The organism is Agromyces sp. NPDC056965 (genome assembly GCF_042673425.1).
Classification (GTDB): Bacteria; Actinomycetota; Actinomycetes; order Actinomycetales; family Microbacteriaceae; genus Agromyces.
The window spans coordinates 1-19,394 of the sequence record NZ_JBHURI010000006.1; the positions used below are offsets into that span (position 1 = coordinate 1).

General features: G+C 70.6%; 17 protein-coding genes. 9 read left to right on the top strand and 8 right to left on the bottom strand.

All coding sequences use genetic code 11. The features are described 5' to 3' along the window. Positions 1 to 48: 48 nt before the first annotated feature. Together ACFTQE_RS02685 and ACFTQE_RS02690 are read right to left on the bottom strand one after the other, a co-directional pair. Entirely contained in the window at positions 49 to 708 is a 660-nt protein-coding gene (locus ACFTQE_RS02685) for a trimeric intracellular cation channel family protein (protein WP_375832652.1), read from the bottom strand. Then, a complete protein-coding gene (locus ACFTQE_RS02690; RefSeq protein ID WP_376923606.1) occupies positions 705 to 1,451 on the bottom strand; it encodes an SDR family oxidoreductase in 747 nt (248 codons plus the stop codon). Before ACFTQE_RS02690 ends, ACFTQE_RS02685 begins: the two co-directional genes overlap by 4 nt. Positions 1,452 to 1,532: 81 nt before the next feature. On the opposite strand from ACFTQE_RS02690, the gene recO reads away from it, so the two are divergent. The 3 genes from recO to ACFTQE_RS02705 all read left to right on the top strand — a co-directional run bounded on the left by recO (position 1,533) and on the right by ACFTQE_RS02705 (position 3,903). After that, positions 1,533 to 2,270 (top strand): DNA repair protein RecO, encoded by a 738-nt coding sequence (gene recO, locus ACFTQE_RS02695; RefSeq protein ID WP_074259199.1) that lies wholly within the window; start codon positions 1,533 to 1,535, stop codon positions 2,268 to 2,270. Continuing rightward, a complete protein-coding gene (locus tag ACFTQE_RS02700; RefSeq protein WP_375832656.1) occupies positions 2,267 to 3,073 on the top strand; it encodes an isoprenyl transferase in 807 nt (268 codons plus the stop codon). The genes recO and ACFTQE_RS02700 overlap by 4 nt, the downstream gene beginning before the upstream one ends. Positions 3,074 to 3,150: 77 nt before the next feature. Next, positions 3,151 to 3,903, top strand: a complete 753-nt coding sequence (locus ACFTQE_RS02705) for a Pr6Pr family membrane protein (RefSeq protein WP_376923607.1) — start codon at positions 3,151 to 3,153, stop codon at positions 3,901 to 3,903. A gap of 30 nt (positions 3,904 to 3,933) precedes the next feature. Here the strand turns inward: ACFTQE_RS02705 and ACFTQE_RS02710 are convergent, their stop codons facing one another. The 5 genes from ACFTQE_RS02710 to ACFTQE_RS02730 all read right to left on the bottom strand — a co-directional run bounded on the left by ACFTQE_RS02710 (position 3,934) and on the right by ACFTQE_RS02730 (position 11,600). After that, positions 3,934 to 7,221 carry a DUF6493 family protein gene (locus tag ACFTQE_RS02710; protein WP_376923608.1) on the bottom strand — a complete coding sequence of 1,096 codons (3,288 nt, stop codon included), beginning with the start codon at positions 7,219 to 7,221 and terminating at the stop codon, positions 3,934 to 3,936. After that, entirely contained in the window at positions 7,218 to 8,558 is a 1,341-nt protein-coding gene (locus ACFTQE_RS02715) for an SWIM zinc finger family protein (RefSeq protein WP_376923609.1), read from the bottom strand. The genes ACFTQE_RS02710 and ACFTQE_RS02715 overlap by 4 nt, the downstream gene beginning before the upstream one ends. Before the next feature lie 80 nt (positions 8,559 to 8,638). Further along, a complete protein-coding gene (locus ACFTQE_RS02720) occupies positions 8,639 to 10,351 on the bottom strand; it encodes an ABC1 kinase family protein (protein ID WP_376923610.1) in 1,713 nt (570 codons plus the stop codon). A gap of 50 nt (positions 10,352 to 10,401) precedes the next feature. Then, a complete protein-coding gene (locus ACFTQE_RS02725) occupies positions 10,402 to 10,986 on the bottom strand; it encodes a PadR family transcriptional regulator (protein ID WP_376923611.1) in 585 nt (194 codons plus the stop codon). 44 nt (positions 10,987 to 11,030) lie between these two features. Then, positions 11,031 to 11,600 (bottom strand): AAA family ATPase, encoded by a 570-nt coding sequence (locus ACFTQE_RS02730; protein WP_376923612.1) that lies wholly within the window; start codon positions 11,598 to 11,600, stop codon positions 11,031 to 11,033. A 115-nt stretch (positions 11,601 to 11,715) separates the two neighbouring features. On the opposite strand from ACFTQE_RS02730, the gene ACFTQE_RS02735 reads away from it, so the two are divergent. Both ACFTQE_RS02735 and ACFTQE_RS02740 read left to right on the top strand, forming a co-directional pair. Then, positions 11,716 to 12,381, top strand: a complete 666-nt coding sequence (locus ACFTQE_RS02735; RefSeq protein WP_376923613.1) for a DsbA family protein — start codon at positions 11,716 to 11,718, stop codon at positions 12,379 to 12,381. After that, positions 12,378 to 12,503 carry a hypothetical protein gene (locus tag ACFTQE_RS02740; RefSeq protein ID WP_376923614.1) on the top strand — a complete coding sequence of 42 codons (126 nt, stop codon included), beginning with the start codon at positions 12,378 to 12,380 and terminating at the stop codon, positions 12,501 to 12,503. Before ACFTQE_RS02735 ends, ACFTQE_RS02740 begins: the two co-directional genes overlap by 4 nt. A 76-nt stretch (positions 12,504 to 12,579) precedes the next feature. Here ACFTQE_RS02740 and ACFTQE_RS02745 read toward each other — a convergent pair whose 3' ends face one another. After that, positions 12,580 to 13,056 (bottom strand): aminoacyl-tRNA deacylase, encoded by a 477-nt coding sequence (locus tag ACFTQE_RS02745; RefSeq protein ID WP_376923615.1) that lies wholly within the window; start codon positions 13,054 to 13,056, stop codon positions 12,580 to 12,582. 92 nt (positions 13,057 to 13,148) lie between these two features. Here ACFTQE_RS02745 and dusB point away from each other — a divergent pair, with 92 nt between their 5' ends. The 4 genes from dusB to ACFTQE_RS02765 all read left to right on the top strand — a co-directional run bounded on the left by dusB (position 13,149) and on the right by ACFTQE_RS02765 (position 19,319). After that, on the top strand, positions 13,149 to 14,306 hold the full coding sequence (dusB, locus tag ACFTQE_RS02750) for a tRNA dihydrouridine synthase DusB (protein ID WP_376923616.1): 1,158 nt from the start codon (positions 13,149 to 13,151) through the stop codon (positions 14,304 to 14,306). 2 nt (positions 14,307 to 14,308) lie between these two features. After that, a complete protein-coding gene (locus ACFTQE_RS02755; RefSeq protein WP_376923617.1) occupies positions 14,309 to 15,565 on the top strand; it encodes a deoxyguanosinetriphosphate triphosphohydrolase in 1,257 nt (418 codons plus the stop codon). Positions 15,566 to 15,616: 51 nt separating this feature from the next. Further along, positions 15,617 to 17,497, top strand: coding sequence for a DNA primase (gene dnaG, locus ACFTQE_RS02760; RefSeq protein ID WP_376923618.1), 1,881 nt, complete (start codon positions 15,617 to 15,619; stop codon positions 17,495 to 17,497). 190 nt (positions 17,498 to 17,687) lie between these two features. Next, positions 17,688 to 19,319 carry an ABC transporter substrate-binding protein gene (locus ACFTQE_RS02765; RefSeq protein ID WP_376923619.1) on the top strand — a complete coding sequence of 544 codons (1,632 nt, stop codon included), beginning with the start codon at positions 17,688 to 17,690 and terminating at the stop codon, positions 19,317 to 19,319. Positions 19,320 to 19,394: the final 75 nt, after the last annotated feature.

Consider the following 19,394-nt stretch of genomic DNA (forward strand, 5'->3'; position numbering starts at 1 on the left):
GCGTGCACGAGGTGTGCACGCGGCATCCGCTCGTTCAGGGCGCGGGCGTCAGGCCCGGCGCCAGACCTTCCAGGAGCCGAGCGCCCGCTGCTCGGGAAGGCTCCAGCCGAACCGCACGGAGCCGAGCCTGATCAAGGTGGTCACGACCACGCAGGCGCTGCCCGCCACGAGCACGTTGACGCCGAGCGCGACGAGCACGACGAGGAGCGCCGCACCCACCGTCGCCGCGATCGCGTAGAGCGAGCCGACGTGCATGAGCGCGATCGGCAGGTTCAGTGCGACATCACGCAGGATCGAGCCGCCGACGGCCGAGAGCACGCCGACGAAGACCGCCGGTACGACCGGTGCGCCGTAGGCGAGCGCCTTCGTCGTGCCGATCGCGCCGAAGAGGCCGATCGTGACCGCGTCGAGGGCGATGATGAGCCCGTTGAGCCGCGTGAACACCCGGAGCAGCAGCATGCCGAGCAGGGCCGCCGCCGTCGCGACGGGGATGTACCAGTTGTCGAAGATCGCCGCCGGCGGCTGATTCAGCAGGACGTCGCGGAGGAGACCGCCGCCGAGTCCGACGAGCACGCCGATGAGCGCGACGCCGAGCAGGTCGATGCGGCGCTCGGTGAGACGGGCCGCGAACATCGCGCCCTGGATGGCTCCGATCGCCACGGCGGTGAGGTCGAGCCAGAGGGGGATGACGAAGAGTGCGGAGCTCACGGCACCAGTGAATCACGCGCCGCGAGGAACTGCTCGAAGGTGACGGTCGTGGTCTGCCCGTCGGGAACGAGGGCGGCGCCGGAGCGATAGGCGCGGAACGTCGCACCGGGGAGGCGCAGCGGCATGATCGGGCGACGAGCGCCTCGTGCCGTGCGATACGCCTCGGCGAGCGAACGGAACGTGCGCACCTCGGGGCCGCCGATGTCGGGCACGCGCCCGGCCGGAGCCGAGTCGACGAGCTCGACCAACCGGTCGACGAGATCGCCCACGTCGATCGGCTGCAGGCTGATCGATGGCGCCGCGATGACCGGGGAGTACCGCTGCGCGTCGAGCATGGATGCCACGAAGGTGTGGAACTGGGTCGCCCGCAGGATCGTGTGCGGCACACCCGAAGCGGTCACCACCGACTCGGTCGCGAGCTTGCCGCGGTAGTACGCGAGCGGGTTGCGGTCGATGCCCACGATCGAGAGCAGCACGAGATGAGGTCGGGATTCCGAGCCGATCGCCGTCACGAGGGTATGGGCGATGCCGGAGTCGTCTCGATTCGTGGTCGCCAGGTGCACGATGGTGTCGACTCCGTCGACGGCCTGCTCGATGCCCTCGCCGGTGGCGAGGTCGCCTGTCACGAGCCCGGGCTCGCTGCGGCGACTGAGCGCCCGCACCGTGTCTCCGCGGTCGCGGAGACGCTCGACGAGCCGGCGCCCGACCGTTCCGGTCGCTCCCGTGACGAGGATCTCTCCCATGGGCCCAGTCAAGCACGCGGAATCGGGTCGCCGCGGCATCCGCTTCGGGCGGTTCGACCGTGCGGGGTGGGAGAATGAAGGGTGCCCGTGTACCGAGATGAAGCCGTCGTGCTCCGCACCCACAAGCTGGGCGAGGCCGACCGCATCGTCACCCTGCTGACGCGGCAGCACGGCAAGATCCGCGCCGTCGCCAAGGGCGTGCGACGCACGGGCTCGAAGTTCGGTTCGCGGCTCGAGCCGTTCATGGTCGCCGACCTGCAGCTCTACGAGGGCCGGAGCCTCGACGTCGTGACGCAGGCCGAGTCGCTCGGCTCCTATGGCGCCCTCATCACGCAGGACTACTCGGCCTACACGGCCGCGAACGCCATGGTCGAGGCCGCCGACAAGCTCACCGAGGCCGAGGGCTCCCTGCAGCAGTACCTGCTGCTCGTCGGCGCCCTGCGCTCGCTCTCCCGGCACGAGCACGGTGCGAGCCTCACCCTCGACTCCTACCTGCTGCGCGCCCTCGCCCTCGCGGGATGGGCGCCGAGCTTCCAGGACTGCGCGCGCTGCGGCAAGGTCGGCGAGCACACGGCCGTCGTGGTGCAACTCGGCGGCGTCGTCTGCGACGAGTGCGCCCCGCCCGGAACACCGCGCATCGCCGGCTCCACGGTGGCGCTCCTCGGCGCGCTGCTCGCCGGCGACTGGGCGTTCGCGAAGGCGTCGAGCGACCGCGACCGCGGCCAGGCCAGCGGCATCATCGCCGCCTACACCCAGTGGCACCTCGAGCGGGGCCTCCGCTCGCTGCCGCACGTATCCAGAGAGACGACCGCCCAGTGAGCCCGAAGCCCTACACACATCGCGACGCCGTGCCCTACCGGCCGCTCGACTGGACCGGGCTCTACCCGCCCGCCCTGCCGAAGGGTGCCGTGCCCGCGCACGTCGCGATCGTGATGGACGGCAACGGGCGGTGGGCGAACCGCCGCGGGCTCACGCGCATCGAGGGGCACAAGGCCGGCGAGATGGCGCTGCTCGACGTCGTCGCCGGTGCCATCCAGGCGGGCGTCAAGCACCTCTCGGTATACGCGTTCTCGACCGAGAACTGGAAGCGCTCGCCCGAAGAGGTGCGCTTCCTCATGGGCTACAACCGCGACGTGCTGCACCGCCGGCGCGATCAGCTCAACGAGTGGGGCGTGCGGATCCGCTGGGCGGGCCGGCGCCCGCGCCTCTGGGCCTCGGTCATCAAGGAGCTGCAGGTCGCCGAGCAGCTGACGGCGGGCAACGACACCCTGACCCTCACGATGTGCGTGAACTACGGCGGGCGCACCGAGATCGCCGACGCCGTTCGATCGATCGCCGACGACGTGGCATCCGGTCGCCTTCGTCCGTCGGCCGTGTCGGAGAAGCTCATCGCGAAGCGGCTCTACGTGCCCGACCTGCCCGACGTCGACCTCTTCGTGCGCAGCTCGGGGGAGCAGCGCACCTCGAACTTCATGCTCTGGCAGTCGGCGTACGCCGAGATGGTGTTCCTCGACACGCTGTGGCCCGATTTCTCGCGGGTCGACCTCTGGCAGGCCATCGAGCTCTACGCCGGGCGCAACCGTCGCTTCGGCGGGGCGATCGACGCGCCGACCGCGAGCTGAGGCGGCCGAGGCGTCCGAGGTCCGCGCGAGCCGCGCGTGACGGGGCGACTCCGCCCGGCCGGCGCTACGCTGGCGGCGTGACCGTCTCCACTGCACCCGTGCCCACGGCAGTCTCCCGGCATCGCGCCTTCCCCATCGTCTGGGCGGTGCTCCGATGCGTGATGGCCGTGGCCGTCATCGCGGCGACGATCGTCACGTACCAGGGGGCGTACGGGTCGTGGATCGACGAGGGCTATGCCGACCTCGTCACCCTCAACGTCAACTTCATCAGCTACTTCACGATCGAGTCGAACGTGCTCGCGGCGATCGTGCTGCTCGTCGGTGCGGGCCTCGCGGTCGCCGGGCGGCTGCCCGATCCGACCTGGTTCGCGGTCGTGCGCGCGTGCGCGACGACGTACATGGTCATCACGGGCCTCGTCTACAACCTGCTGCTGCGCGGCATCGCGGTGACGGGAGCCGCGGAAGACCCGCATCCGTGGACCAATGAGGTCATGCACGTGATCGCCCCCGTGTTCCTCCTCGCCGACTGGCTCTTCGCACCCGGGCGGCGGAGGCTCGAGTGGAAGCGGGTCTGGATCATCCTCGCGTTCCCCATCGCGTGGGTCGCGTACACGCTGCTCCGCGGTCCGCTGGTCTACGACCAGGTGAAGCTCGTGCAGACGTGGTACCCCTATCCGTTCCTGAACCCCGAACGGCAGGACGACGGGTATCTCGGGGTCTCGTTCTGGGTGCTCGTCATCTCGCTCGCGTTCGCCGTCGTGGCGGTCTTCGTCGTCTGGGTCTCCCGCAACTGGCCACGGTCGAAGAGCGCCGGAACGAACGGCGGCTGAGCCGGCTCCGTCGTCGGTCGTCGGTCGGCGTCAGCCGAGGCCGAGCTCGATGACGAGCTTGCGCGCCTTGGTGAACGCGGCGCCCGAGCCCGGCCGCGCCGCGAGCTCCGCCAGACCCGGCCACACGGCGTGCACGGCGGGGATCCGGCCGGCCGTCGCGGCGGCACGCAGCACCGGGGCCCGGAGCAGCGCGACGTCGAGCACGCGGTTCAGCCACGACGGCGGCTTCGGCTGCGCCGAGGCGTAGCGGACGGACTCGGTGAGCAGCGGCCACAGCACCGGAAGTGCGCGCAGCTCGCGTTCGATCGAGCCCATCATGCGCGCGGGAGTGATGTCGGGCAGCGGCAGCAGTCGTGCTGCGGCCAGGCGCACCGACTCGGCCGAGAACCTGCGGTTCGCGACCATCGAGTCGACGCTATAGCGCGACTCGACGTCGGAGCACAGCGAGGCCAGGACGACCGCGACCATGAGCACGGTCAACGGCGGAACGGCGACCCTGCTCGACGGGCCGTGCTTGCCCGCGCTGCGGTCGCGGAACTCGGAGGGGACGATCCGGCCGGCTGCTTCATCCCACTGCAGCCAGCGGCGTTCGTCGCCCACGACCGTGTCGGCGTCGAGCTGGCCCTCGTGGTCGAGGGCGTACGACCAGGACATGAGCGACCGGTAGCGCACCTCGGGTGCCTCGCCCAGGGCGAACTCGATCGGCACGAAGCGCTTCGACCCGCGCAGATGCGCCGATGAGGAGAGCGGGATGCCGTCATCGACGGCAGCGCCACCGCCGTCTCCGACGGGCCAGATCGCGTCGAGATCGAGATCGAGATCGGGAGCGGGTTTCGGCGACGCGGCATCCGTGTCGGCGGCGGCACTCGCTGCCGGGAGTTCGCCGACGACCGCCTTCGCGGCGGCGACAGCGCGCGAGGAACCGGTGCGTGCGGCGAGGGCCCGCGTGTGCGGAAGGTCGAGGACCGTCGCAGCGGCGATGCCCGCCGTGACGGCGTCCTTCGCGCCGGGAAGCAGGGTGCCGATCGCCTCGACGATCTCCGCGGTGCCCGGCGTCATCCGAACCGATCCGAGCGATGCGCCCACGAAATCGTCGAGGAGCGGCCAGACGAGCGAACCGAGACCGGCTTCGCTCAGCTCGAGCGCGACGCGCGCGAGCTGCGCGCCGCCGGGGGCGCCCCGGCCGAGCAGGTCGAGATCGGCCACTCCCGGCTGCAGCAGCCCGCGAGCCCACGCCAGCATCACCCCGTCGAACATGTCGGTGGCGGCGCGCGGATGCGGCGAGCCGAGGCCGCCGAGCATCCGGGCGGCGAGGCGCGGGGTGAGGGGGGCCTGACGACGCGCGAGCTGTCGCCATTCGAACCCGCTTCCGGCTTCGAGCCCGTCGCCCGAGAAGGCACCGTCGCCCCACATCGGCAGCTCGACGGGCGTGCCCCAGCCGTAGTTCGTCGTGTCGATCCGTCGGGGAAACGGGGTCAGCGACGCCGGGAGGGCGGCTTCCGCACGGCGCCAATCACCGTCTTCGTCCTGCATCTGCGCAGGCTCGACCAACGGATCGAGCGCGTACGCGATCGTCGCCGGGCCGGCGGTGATCGTCATCGGTTCACCCGACTGCAGCACGACGGGCACGTCCAACAGGGCGAGCGCGTCGAGGTGCCGCTGCTCGATGAGCGTCAGGTCGAGGCGGAGCAGCGCGAGGAGCAGATCGGCCTCGCTGGCCGTGGCGGAGGCCGAGCGGTAGTCGCGCAGGCGTTCGACGAGATCGTCGGGCGCGATCCGGAGGTCGTCCCATGTCGGGGTGGACAGCAGCGCGGGCACCTCGCCGAGCCGCTGGACGACGGCGGCTTCGCGCGCCGAGACCGGGGAGAACACCACATCGCGTCGCCAGTCGTCGTCACCCGGCTGCACCAACCGGTCGAGCATGCGGATGCGAGTGCCGGCGATCAGGTCGCCGACCGCGCTCACGCCCGCGCGCCAGTTCTGCTTCACGCCGCGCAGTGCCGCGCGAGTCGCGTCGGCATCGCTCCGCGCGACGGCGTTGGCGAGTTCGAGGAACCGGTCGACGTCGACGTCTTCGGCACCGTCAGGGCGCGAGAACAGGACGCCCGCGGCCTCGGCGAGCGCGGCGGTGGAGACGGCCGGCAGCTGGAACCGCGGAACCGTCCACACGGCGGGGGTGGGCTGCCACGCGATCGTCGTGGTCTCGGGCTCCGGGACGGCGCGGGTCTCGACGCCCCAACGCTCCTGGAGCGCCAGCGCCGCCTTCGCCAGGGAGGCGTCCCGGCCCGACGCGATCGGCGTCAGGGCGTGCGAGGCGGTTTCGGCCGCTTCACCGGTGAGCCGCTGCGAGCGGCGCAGGGCGGCATCGAGCACGGCCCTACGGGCGGCCTTCGAGTTCGCGGCGAGCGAGAGCGACAGCACGTCGGCGGCCTGGTGCTCATCGCCGTGCTCGATGATGGCGGGTGCGAGGGCCGAGATCACGGGAGCCTCGGCATGGCTGAGGACTCCGAGGAGTGCGTCCGCGTGCGCGACGAGCTCCGCGTCGGTGAGTGCGAGCGAACCGGTGAGGACGCCCGCCCACACCTTGCGATCGCCAGGGCGCTGTGCGGCGTCGAGCGCGGTGAGCACCAGCGACACCGCCTCGTCGCGCTCGATCCAGCCCTGTTCGACGCCGGCGGCGACCACGTCGCCGAACGGTCCGGTCGCCGGAGCGCCGACCGCGACCCCGGTCCGGAGATGATCGACGAATCGAGAGCGGATCACCGCAGCGTCGATCGCGCCGCGACCGGCGGGGTGCAGCTCCGGCTGCCGGCCGAGCGCGACGGCCGCGTACACGGCCCAGTCCTTCAGGTACTCCACGCTCTCGGGCACGGGCAACTCGTGGTGGTGCACCAGGCGCACCGCGCGACCGGCGTGAACGGACGTCGCGTGCTCCCAGGGGCGCCGATTCGAGCGGCAGGCGCGCGCCGTGAAGGCGAGGGCGAAGTCGGGACCGCGGGTCGCGAGGACCTCGGTGGCGAGTTGATCCGGCACGGAATGCGGCCCGCCGAGAACGGCCTCCGCACGTCGCGCGTCGGCACCCACGCGGATCGCGAACAGTGCGAGCATCCCGTGGTCGATCTCGCCCACCACGGATTCGCGGAAGAGCGAGTCGCCCTCCGAGACCCACTCGTTCCAGTCGCCTCGTTGCAGTCCGGCGCGGGCCTCGCGCCGTTGCGCCTCGGTTCCGACCGGGAGCTCGAGCGCGGCGGACTGTTCGGCGTCGGCCCAGCCGAGGTCGCGGAACAGCTCGAGGGATCGGGTGAGGGCATCGGTCACTGGGTCTCCACCATCAGGATCTGCACGGCGAGTTCGTGCTTGCACGGGCCTCGATCCCGGGCGCCGGAAAGCCGCCACGTGCAGTTGCAGAGGGAGCCGCCATCGGCGCGGCGCACGGTGTAGGTGACGGGCTCGGCTCGAGTGCCCGCGTGAACGCGCCACTCGCCGGGTTCGCTGCCGCGCTCCACCAGGTGCTGCTCGACGAGTCGCCGCGCGGCCCCCACGCGCGGGTTGTCGCGCGTGACCCGGTCGGGATCGTCGGGCAGCTCGCGGTGGAAATGGGCGTTCGCATGCACATCCCAGCCGACACGTCCTGAGGCGGCGAGCACGGCGAGGCCGGACTCCACTTCGGCCGTCGTGAGACCGGACTCGAGACGCAACCGCTCGACGTCGATCACCGGCTCGAACGCCAGCAGCGCCGAGACGAGCGCCGCGTGCTCCGAGACCTCGGGACGCGCCAGCGCGGACAGCAGCGATCCCTCGCCCGAGAACCCTCGCCACGCCTCCTTCGTGATGCCGAGCAGCAGGCGGGCGTGCGGAAGGTCGATCTCGAACGCCGTGGTCCCGGGCTCCCCGTCGGCGGGGCCGTACACGCTGATGCCGGTCACATGGGGGAGCAGGCGCTTCACGGCGCTCAGACGATGCAGCCCGTGCACGTGGACCGCGCCGGTGGTGCGCCGGGGAGCGATGCGGAATCCGGCAGCGGTGGGCGTGAGCCAGCCGGCCGATGCGGCAGCCGTCGCCGCCGGGACCGACGTGAGCAGGGTGCGCGCCGCCGCCCGATCGAGCGTGAAGGCCCGAGCGAGACGACGGTGCATCTCCGCGACGTTGCCGAGCGCGTGGACCCAACGATCCGGCATCTCGACCGGCCGCTCGGTCGCCGTAGCGGAGGGCGTGGCCACGTTCAGCCCATGGCGGCCGACATCGAGGTGGAACAACTCGCCTCTGCCGACCGAGGCGAGTGCACGTCGCGTGGCCATCCCGATGTCGACGTTCGTGGTCCCGTGCGAGACGTCACCGCCGTCGAGGCCGGAGCCGAGCAGGTCGAGTCGTGCGTACACGCTGTTGCAGGCCGAGAACACCTCCGCCCGGAGCCGATCTCCGTGGGCGGTGAGCACGGGATCGCGCTGCGTGGTCGGGGTGTACTTGAAGTACCGGGTGGCGGTGATGTCGGCGAGCGACAGCAGTCCGCGCGCCAGCACCTGCGGCTCGGTCGCGAAGCCGTGGAAGAAGCTCGGGCTGGCGACGGGGCCATCGGGCGTGAGCGCCGGGGCGAGCGCGAGTGCGAGCCGATCCCGAGTCACCGTAGACGCCGTCGTGAACCCGCGAACACTCATGCGGATGAGGCTAGCGGAGGAGTGCGGGGTCACCCGACACGAGTGTCTGCACTCGTTCCGTGCGGCCCGAGACGACGCGTCTAGCGGCGTCCGCGGCGGCCGATCACCCCGGCGAACAACGCATGCAGCAGTGGCAGGGCCGAGGCGATCATCAGCGTCGTTCCGAGCACGGGATTCGGCGCGACGAGCACTGCGCCGCCGATCAGCAGCGCGGCGAACAGCACGGCGGACACGACGCGGCGGGCGACGCCCTCGAGCCGGTCGAGACGGCGTTCGAGACGCGAGGTGTCGAACGAGAGCCGCCCCTGATCGGCCTTCGTGATGAGCGCGTCGGCACGCTGCGGCATGCTCCAGAGGAGTGCTGCACTCTTCATCGCCTCGGCGGCGAGATCGCGCACGACGTCGCCCCGTTCCTCGTCGAGGAGCCGCGCCGCATACGGTTCGACGGCGTCCCACACGTTGAACTCGGGGTCGAGACCACTGCACATGCCCGAGGTGAGCGCCATCGACCGGATCAGCAGGAGCAGGTGCTCGGGCAGTTGGAACGGGAGCGAACGCATGACGTCGCCGAACTCCTCGCCGAACTCGCGGAACTCCCGCGGATCGACGTGCTTCAGCTCGGCGAAGCCCATGCCGCCGAAGCGGGCGAACAGCTGGGCGAGCGCGCGCTCGAGTTCGCCGGTCTCGGCCGAGGGCATGAGCACCCCGATCTCGCGGGCGGCCTCGATCATGGCCTGACCGTCGCGGGCGGCCACGGCGATGACGAGTGCGCGGAGTCCGGAGCGCAACTCGGTCGGCACCTCGGCCATCATGCCGAAGTCGACGAAGGTGAGCCGCCACGACGGAGCTGCGCCGCTCGACCCGTCGCCTCGATCGCTCGCGCGGGGCAGGGGCGTGACGAAGATGTTGCCCGGGTGGGGATCGGCATGCACGAAGCCGTGCGTGAAGACCTGGTCGAACATGATCTCGGCGAAGACCCGGGCGACGTCGGCCGGCGGGATGCCGGCCGCTTGCAGCGCATCGGTGTCGTTGATCTTGATCGCCGTGACGTCTTCGAGGGTGAGCACCCGACGGGTGATCCGCTCCCACACCACGGCCGGGGCGTACACGCGGTCGTCTGCGGCGAACGACTCCGCGAAGCGCTCGGCATTCGCGGCCTCGTGCAGGTAGTCGATCTCCTCGAGGCTCGTCTGCGCGAACTCCTCGACGAGCGCCGGGGCATCCACTCGGTCGGACACGATGCGCACCCGTCGCAGCCATCCGGCGACGCGGCGGAGGGCGGCGAGATCGACGGCGACGATCTCGTCGATGCCGGGGCGCTGCACCTTGACGACGACATCGCGCAGTCCGGTCTCCTCGGCATCACCGTCGGACAACCGGGCGCGGTGCACCTGGCCGAGCGAGGCCGCTGCCACGGGCGATTCGTCGAACCGCTCGAAGACCTGGTCGAGGGGTGCACCGAGCTCGGCTTCCGCGAGGACGCGGATCGCGGGGAAGGGCACCGGCGGTACCTCGTCCTGCAATCCCTCGAGCTCCGAGGTGATCTCGGGCGGCAGCACGTCGAGGCGCGATGAGAGGAACTGCCCGACCTTGATCATGAGCCCGCCGAGCTCGACGGCGAGCGTGCGGAAGTCCTCGGCGAGTCGCCGGATCCGACGCTCGCGCGAGCGCTCGGCGATGCCGGCGAGGCCCAGCCTCGGCAGCGCGAGCTCGAACCACCAGAGCTGGACCAGTCGCCGCGCCGCGAACGTCAGGATGCGGCGTGAGCGCGCCCGGCGGGCGCCGTCGCTCATCGCGCCATCCGCTCGCCGGCTCCTCGATGGGGAAGCAGGGGCGGCACGGGTCAGCTCTGGGCGAGGATCGAGTACAGCGCGCGACGAGTGTCGTCGAGCACGGTCACGGCCTGCTTCACCTGCTCGGGAGTTCCGCTGCGGCCGAGCTGCGCTGCCGCGGCGGCGAGTTCGACGGCCGCCTTCGAGAGCGCGCGGTGCTGTTCGCTGCCGTTGGGCGACGACGACTCCCATGGGGCTGCGCGGTCGGCCGCGGCCTCCGCCTCTGCTCGGCCGAGGTCGGTGAGCGAGTAGGTCTTCCGGCCGCGGAGCTCTTCGGCGACGATCAGTTCCTCGTCGGCGAGCAGCTGCAGCGTCGGGTAGACCGAGCCGGCGCTCGGCTTCCACGTGCCGCCGCTGCGCTCCTCGATCTCCTGGATGATCTGGTAGCCGTGCATCGGCTGTTCGGCGAGCAGGGCCAGCACCGCCGCGCGCACGTCGCCGCGCGCCATCCGCTTCACTCCCGGTCGCGGATCGAACGTGGAGCGCAGCTGCTCCATCGCCTCCCAGATCGCCGCGCCGGGGCTGCCGGCACCGAAGCCGCGTTCGCCGCCGAAACCTGCTGCACCGAATCCACCTGTCGGACGTTGTCCGTTCATGATTCCTCCCGGTTCACGATTGAGCGATACTCAACGATATATCGCTAACGCGCCGGATGGAAGGGGTACGTCGCGGCCAGCCACGCCTCGGTCTCGCGCGGATGCCGCAGCCGCACGACCTCGAGGTGCGGGCGCCGGCCGGCAGCGTCGTCGACGAGCGCGCTCCGGCTGGCGTGCGTGTTCCACGCCCAGCGGATGATGTGCTCGGGGTCGCTGAAGATCGTGGTCAGCGCAGGCTCGAGGTTGCCGTTCCAGAGCTCCTCGCGGCGCACTCGGCGGCGCATCGTGCGGACGACGACCTGTCGCATCACGCGCGCTCGCGAGTAGTCGAGGAAGAGCATCGTGGTCGCCCGGTCGGCGAGCAGTTCGCGCACCGACTCGTACTGCCACTCGGTCACCCAGCCGGGTTGCGAGGTGAACGCGTCGACGTCGGCGACGAAGTTCGGACGCGGCGTCCAGTCGGCTCCGTGGAAGAGCGCGTCGATCTCCTGGAACGGCAGCCCGGATGCTGCGGCGATCCGCCGCGCGAGCGTTGACTTGCCGGCCCCGCTCGCTCCGGCGACGAGGATGCGGCGCGGCGCGAGGTCGCGTGCGGGATCGGCGGGGTGAGGCATCCGTTCACCCTAGACCGGGCCGGATCGTGGAGCTTCGCCCGGCTGATCGACGAGGCGTGCAGACGCGGTGATCGACGCGGGAATACGGGGGCCGAAGCATCCGTTCGCATACGTTGTGAGTGAACCCATCAAGATCGACATCTGGTCCGACATCGCGTGCCCGTGGTGCTACATCGGCAAGCGCCACCTCGAGAGCGGCATCGCCTCGCTCGGAGACGATGCACCCGAGGTCGACATCACCTACCACTCCTTCGAGCTGGCACCCGATACCCCGGTCGACTTCGAGGGGTCCGAGATCGACTTCCTCGCCAAGCACAAGGGCATGCCCGCCGAGCGCGTGCAGCAGATGCTCGAGCACGTCACGGGCGTCGCCGCGACCGCCGGACTCGACTACGACTTCGACGCACTGCAGCACACCAAGACGCTGAAGGCGCACGAGCTGCTGCACTTCGCCAAGGAGCACGGCCTGCAGCTCGAGCTCACCGAGCGACTCCTGCGCGCGTACTTCACCGAGGGCCGCCACGTCGGTCGCATCGACGAACTCGTCCAGCTCGGCGCCGAGATCGGCCTCGACGCCGACGCTGCGCGCGAGGCGCTCGAGTCGGGCCGATACGCCGCGGCCGTGCAGGCCGACATCGCCCAGGCGCAGGCCTACGGCATCAACGGCGTGCCGTTCTTCGTCATCGAGGGCAAGTACGGCATCTCGGGCGCGCAGCCCGCGGAGGTGTTCGCCCAGGCGCTCAGCCAGATCGCCGGCGAGCGCGACGGCGCCGTCGCGTGAGCGAGGCCGACACCGCGACCACGGATGCCGCTGCGCCCGCGCCCTTCGCGATGATCACGGGCGACCCGTCGGCCATGGTCTGCGAGGGCGACGTCTGCTTCATTCCTCCGACCGCGAAGTGACGTGAATCGACCCCGAGACGCGCACGGAGGGTCGATTCACGTCATCTGGGGGCCGCCCACGCGGGGCAGGCTCGCGCTACTCGGGGTCGGAGATGTCGGCCACGGTCGCGCCGAATGCGTCGATGAGCCGATCGGCGTCGACGAAGAGACTGCGACCGTGCTCGCCGGCCCCCATCGAGACCCGCCGCCCCGAGATCGAGGCGTCGGCGACGACGGGCCACGCCGTGGTCGAACCGAGCGGCGTGATCGTTCCCCGCTCGTAGCCCGTCGCGGCGAGCGCGAGCGAGGCGTCGGGCAGCTGGAGCTTGTTCACGCCGACGACCGCGCGAAGCTTCGGCCACGAGATCTTGCGGCCGCCCGGCACGAGGGCGAACACGTACGTGTCGTCGCTGCGCTTGACGACGAGCGACTTCACGATGTCGCCGGGCGTGATGCCCATGAGCTCGGCCGCCTCCTCGAGACTGCGCGCCGCCGGACGCTCGATGATCTCGACCTCGAGCCCGCGCGCTGCGGCATCCGCTCGCACCCGATCCGCGCCCGTGAGCTCCGCCATGTGGTCCTCCCCAGCCTCGTCCTGCCGAGAATCCTAGGCGCGCACGGCCGAAGCGGGCGAGTGCGCCCCGATCTCTGGGAGAATCGACGGTGATGTCCTCAACCACCACGCTTCCAGCGGGCCCGCTCACGATCGGCGGGCTCGAACTCGATGTGCCCGTCGTGCTCGCCCCCATGGCCGGCATCACGAACACGGCCTTCCGTCGCCTCTGCCGCGAGTTCGGCGCCGGCCTCTACGTCAGCGAGATGATCACCTCGCGCGCGCTCGTCGAGCGAACGCCCGAGTCGATGCGCCTCATCACGCACCACGAGTCCGAGACGCCGCGCTCCATCCAGCTCTACGGCGTCGACCCGAAGACCGTCTCCGAGGCGGTCACCATGCTCGTCGCCGAAGACCGGGCCGATCACATCGACCTGAACTTCGGATGCCCCGTGCCGAAGGTCACCCGCAAGGGCGGCGGCGCCGCGCTGCCGTGGAAGAGCGGGCTCTTCCGCGACATCGTCGAGGGCGCGGTGCGGGCTGCCGGCGACACCCCGCTCACCATCAAGATGCGCAAGGGCATCGACGCCGACCACCTCACCTACCTCGAGGCCGGCCGCATCGCCGAGGGCGCGGGCGTCGCCGCCGTCGCGCTGCACGCGCGCACCGCCTCCGAGTTCTACTCGGGCCAGGCCGACTGGTCGGCCATCGCGAGGCTCAAAGAGACGGTCACGAGCGTGCCCGTGCTCGGCAACGGCGACATCTGGTCGGCCGACGACGCGCTCCGCATGGTCGCCGAGACCGGCTGCGACGGCGTCGTCGTCGGGCGCGGATGCCTCGGCCGTCCGTGGCTCTTCGGCGACCTCGCCGCGGCGTTCCGAGGCGAGTCGCAGAGCTTCCACCCGTCGCTCGGGCAGGTCGCGCAGACCTTCCGTCGTCACGCCGAGCTGCTCACGGAGTTCTTCGACAGCGAAGAGCGCGGGTGCCGCGACATCCGCAAGCACGTCGCCTGGTACTTCAAGGGCTATCCCGTCGGGGGCGACCTGCGTGCCCGTCTCGCGACCGTCGAGTCGCTCGTGCAGCTCGACGAACTGCTCGGCACGCTCGACTGGTCGATGCCCTACCCGGGCGAAGGCGCCGAGGGGCCGCGCGGCCGCGCCGGCACGCCCAAGAAGCCGGCACTGCCCGAAGGCTGGCTCGACTCGCAGGAGCTCGCCGGCCACGACCGCGTGACGCTCGTCGACGCCGAACTCGATACGAGCGGCGGCTGAGCATGCGCGAACCACTCTTCGGCGGCTACGAGGCCGCCGACACCGAGCGCTGGCTCCCCGAAGAGCACTCCTCGCGGCGCAGCGACTTCGCGCGCGACCGTGCCCGCCTGCTGCACTCGAGCGCGCTCCGCCGGCTCGCGGCGAAGACCCAGGTGCTGAGCCCCACGGCCGGGCTCGACTTCGCCCGCAACCGCCTCACGCACTCGCTCGAGGTCGCGCAGGTCGGCCGCGAGCTCGCCTCGAGCCTCGGACTCGACCCCGACGTCGTCGACACCGCGTGCCTCGCCCACGACCTCGGGCACCCGCCCTTCGGTCACAACGGCGAGAAGGCGCTCAACACCTGGGCGGCCGACATCGGCGGCTTCGAGGGTAACGCGCAGACCCTGCGACTGCTCACGCGGCTCGAGCCCAAGGTCTTCGGGCCCGATGGGCGCAGCTACGGCCTGAACCTCACCCGTGCGAGCCTCGACGCGAGCTGCAAGTACCCGTGGCCCGAGGCGACGAGCGTCGCCGACCCTTCCGGCCGCGCCAAGTTCGGCTTCTACCAGAGCGACACCGAGGTGTTCCGCTGGCTCCGCGCCGGCGCCCCCGAGCGCCGACTCTGCATCGAGGCGCAGGTCATGGACCTCAGCGACGACATCGCCTATTCGGTGCACGACTTCGAAGACGCCATCGTCAACGGCTACATCGACGTCGCCGCCCTCGGCGCGCGCGTCGACCACGAGAACCTCGTCACGTCGATGCACGAGTGGGTCGGCGGTTCGATCACCCACGACGAGCTCATCGCCGCGTTCGATCGCCTCGACTCGCTCGACGGCTGGCTCGACACGTGGAACGGCAGCCGATTCGACCAGGGTCGCCTGAAGAACCTGACGAGCCAGCTCATCGGCCGCTTCGCGCACGCCGCGACCTCGGCGACCCGATCGGCGTTCCCGCTCGCGAGCCTCATCCGCTTCGACGCCGACGTCATCGTGCCGCGCGAGATCCAGGCCGAGATCGCGGTGCTGAAGGGCATCGTCGCGGCGTACGTCATGTCGAAGAACACGCGCCAGCCGATCTACCACCAGCAGCGCGAGGTGCTCACGGCGTTGGCCGATGTGCTGCTCGCGACGGGGGAGCAGCACCTCGATGCGGGATTCGCCGAAGACTGGCAGGCCGCGGGTGACGACACCGCACGCAAGCGCGTCGTCGTCGATCAGGTCGCGAGCCTCACCGACCAGTCGGCCCTCGCCTGGTACGAGCGCCTCGTGCAGCAGTGACGCGTCGGGTGTTCGGCGTTCGATGCCCGGCAGCGAACTAGGATGAGAGCCATGGCGGGCCGAATTCGACAGAGCGATGTCGATGAGGTGAAGGCCCGCACGAACATCGCCGACATCGTGGGCGAGCACGTCAGCCTGAAGTCCGCCGGCGTCGGTTCGATGAAGGGCCTCTGCCCCTTCCACGACGAGCGCAGCCCGAGCTTCCACGTGCGCCCGGGGCTCGGCTACTACCACTGCTTCGGCTGCGGCGAGTCGGGCGACGTCTACTCGTTCCTGCAGCGCATGGACCACGTCTCGTTCACCGAGGCGGTCGAGCGACTCGCGGGCCGCATCGGATTCGAGCTGCACTACGAAGACGGCGGTCAGGCATCCGACCACGGCAACCGGGCGCGGCTCCTCGCCGCCAACCAGGCGGCGGCCGAGTTCTTCGTCGAACGGCTCGGCGCGCCCGACGCCGAGGTCGGTCGCCGGTTCCTCGGCGAGCGCGGCTTCGACGCCGAGGCCGCCCGGCGCTTCGGCGTGGGCTTCGCGCCCAAGAGCTGGGACGCCCTGACCGATCACCTCAAGGGTCGCGGCTTCACGACCGAGGAGCTCTCGGCCTCGGGTCTCGTGTCCCAGGGCGATCGGGGCGTCTACGACCGATTCCGCGGCCGGCTCGTGTGGCCGATCCGCGACGTCACCGGCCAGACCGTCGGCTTCGGCGCGCGGCGCCTGCTCGACGACGACAAGGGCCCCAAGTACCTGAACACCCCCGAGACCGCGATCTACCACAAGTCGCAGGTGCTCTACGGGCTCGACCTCGCCAAGCGCGACATCTCGAAGACCCACCGGGTCGTCGTCGTCGAGGGGTACACCGACGTCATGGCGTGCCATCTCGCCGGTGTCACGACGGCGATCGCGACGTGCGGCACCTCGTTCGGCGTCGACCACATCAAGGTGCTGCGCCGCGTGCTCGGCGATGCCTCGGGCGTCGGCGAGGTCGTCTTCACGTTCGACGGCGACGCCGCCGGCCAGCAGGCGGCGATCCGCGCCTTCGGCGAAGAGCAGCGCTTCGCCGCCCAGACGTTCGTCGCCGTCGCCCCCGACGGGCTCGACCCGTGCGACCTGCGCCTCGCGCGCGGCGACGCCGCCGTGCGGACCCTCATCGAGTCGCGCACGCCGATGTTCGAGTTCGTCATCAAGCACACGCTCTCCCGCTACGACCTCGAGACGGTCGAGGGTCGGGTGGCCGCGCTGCGAGCGGCGGCTCCCGTCGTCGCCGACATCCGCGACCCCGCGCTGCGGCCCGGGTACACCCGCGAGCTCGCCCGCATGCTCGGCGTCGAGCTCGGCGAGGTCACGCGCGCGGTGCGCTCGGCATCGAGCCGGTCGAAGTCGGGGGAGGCGGGCTCCGGCCAGCCCGCGGCATCCGTCACCGCCGGCGGCGGCAACGGCGAGGCGGCGGAGGTCCCCGAGCGCCCGTTCTCCATCACCCAGCTGCCGAACGACCCCGCGACCCGCCTCGAACGCGACGCCCTCCAGGCGATGGTGCAGCATCCCGGCACCGTCGGCGCCGACCTGCTCCGCCACGCGATCGACTGCCGCTTCGGCAATCCGTCGCTCGCGGTGATCCGCGACGGCATCGCCTCGGTGCTCGCCTCGTCCGATCCGCAGGTGCGCGTCGACCGGGTCGTCGCCGAGGTGCCCGCGCCGTTCGCGAGCCTCGTGCAGCAGCTCGCGGTCGCGCCGATGCCGCACCGCAGCGAGGCCGAGCTCACGGTGTACGTGCAGGGCGTGGTGAGTGCGCTCGTCGATCGTGAGCTGCTGCGGCAGAAGTCCGAGCTGCTCGGGCGACTGCAACGCACCGACCGCACCGATGCCGCCGCGTATGCGGCCCTGCAGCGCGCCCTCGTCGAGATCGAGAGCGAGCGGCGAGCCCTCAGGGCCGACTGAGGTGATCCGCGCCGAAGACGGCCGATCACGCGCATCGGTTGCGTCCAAGGTTGCAGAACGGTAAACATTCCGCCGGAGAGCCGTCGCTCCGAGCACCATTTCGAGGCTGTGTGCTACGTCTTGGGGATACGAAAACGCGACTGCGCACTGCGCAGCGCGATTCAGTCCTGACAGGAAGAGGTAGACGGATATGACATCCGCATCCAAGAACGGGCGGCGCGGCCTCGTCGCAGTGGCCGGTCTCTCGGCCGCAGCCCTCGCATTCGCCGGCTGCTCCGCCGGTGGCGGGGCAGACGAGGCTTCGGGCAGCTCGATCACCGTCGGCACGACCGACAAGGTGACCACGCTCGACCCGGCCGGCTCGTACGACAACGGCTCGCTCGCCGTGCAGACGCAGGTCTTCCCGTACCTGCTGAACACCGACTACCAGAGCACCGACGTCGTCCCCGACCTCGCGGAGTCGGCCGAGTTCACCTCGCCGACCGAGTACACGGTCAAGCTTCCCGCAGGCCTCAAGTGGGCCAACGGCAACGACCTCACGGCCGACGACGTCAAGTTCTCGTTCGACCGCCAGATCGCGATCGCCGACCCCAACGGCGCATCGAGCCTGCTCTACAACCTCGACAGCACCGAGGTCGTCGACGACACGACCGTCGTCTTCCACCTCAAGGCCGAGAACGACCAGGTCTTCCCGCTCATCCTCACGAGCTTCCCGGGCGCCATCGTCGATGACGAGGTCTTCGCGGCCGACGAGCTGACGCCCGACGACGACATCGTCGCGGCGAACGCCTTCGCAGGCCCGTACACGATCGCGAGCTACGACTTCAACACGCTCATCTCGTTCAAGAAGAACCCCGAGTACAAGGGCCTTCTCGCCGAGGCGAAGACCGACACGGTCAACCTGAAGTACTACGCCGAGTCGTCGAACCTGAAGCTCGACGTGCAGGAGGGCGGCATCGACGTCGCCTACCGCAGCCTCTCCGCGACCGACATCGACGACCTCAAGGGCAACGACAAGGTCAACGTGGTCGAGGGCCCCGGTGGCGAGATCCGCTACATCGTCTTCAACTTCGACACGCAGCCGTACGGCGCGAAGACGCCCGAGGCCGACCCGGCCAAGGCACTCGCCGTGCGTCAGGCCGTCGCCGACCTCATCGACCGCGATGAGCTCGCCGACCAGGTCTACAAGGGCACCTACACGCCGCTGTACTCCTACGTGCCCGCCGGCATCGCAGGTGCGGTCGAGCCGCTCGTCGAGATGTACGGCGACGGCCAGGGTGCGCCCGACGCCGACAAGGCCGCCGAGCGCCTCACGGCTGCCGGCGTGACCACTCCGATCGAGCTGAACCTGCAGTACTCGAACGACCACTACGGCCCCTCGTCGGCCGACGAGTACGCGCTCATCAAGGACCAGCTCGAGTCGACCGGCCTGTTCACGGTGAACCTGCAGACCACCGAGTGGGTGCAGTATTCCGAGGACCGCACCTCCGACGTGTACCCGGCCTACCAGCTGGGCTGGTTCCCCGACTACTCGGACGCCGACAACTACGTCACGCCGTTCTTCCTGATCGAGAACTTCCTCGGGAACCACTACGTGAACCAGGAAGTCAACGACCTGATCATCAAGCAGGCCTCCGAGCCCGACCCCGCAACGCGCACCGCCGACATCGAGTCGATCCAGCAGAAGGTGGCGGCCGACCTGTCGACCGTGCCGTACCTGCAGGGCGCTCAGGTCGCCGTGACGGGCACCGACGTGGAGGGCGCTGACCAGACGCTCGACGCTTCGTTCAAGTTCCGCTACGCGGCACTGTCGAAGGGCTGAGCCGGCTGAACGGCTAGAGTCACTTCTACGCAAGGAACGGATGGCCCGCTCTCCGGAGCGGGCCATCCGCATTCG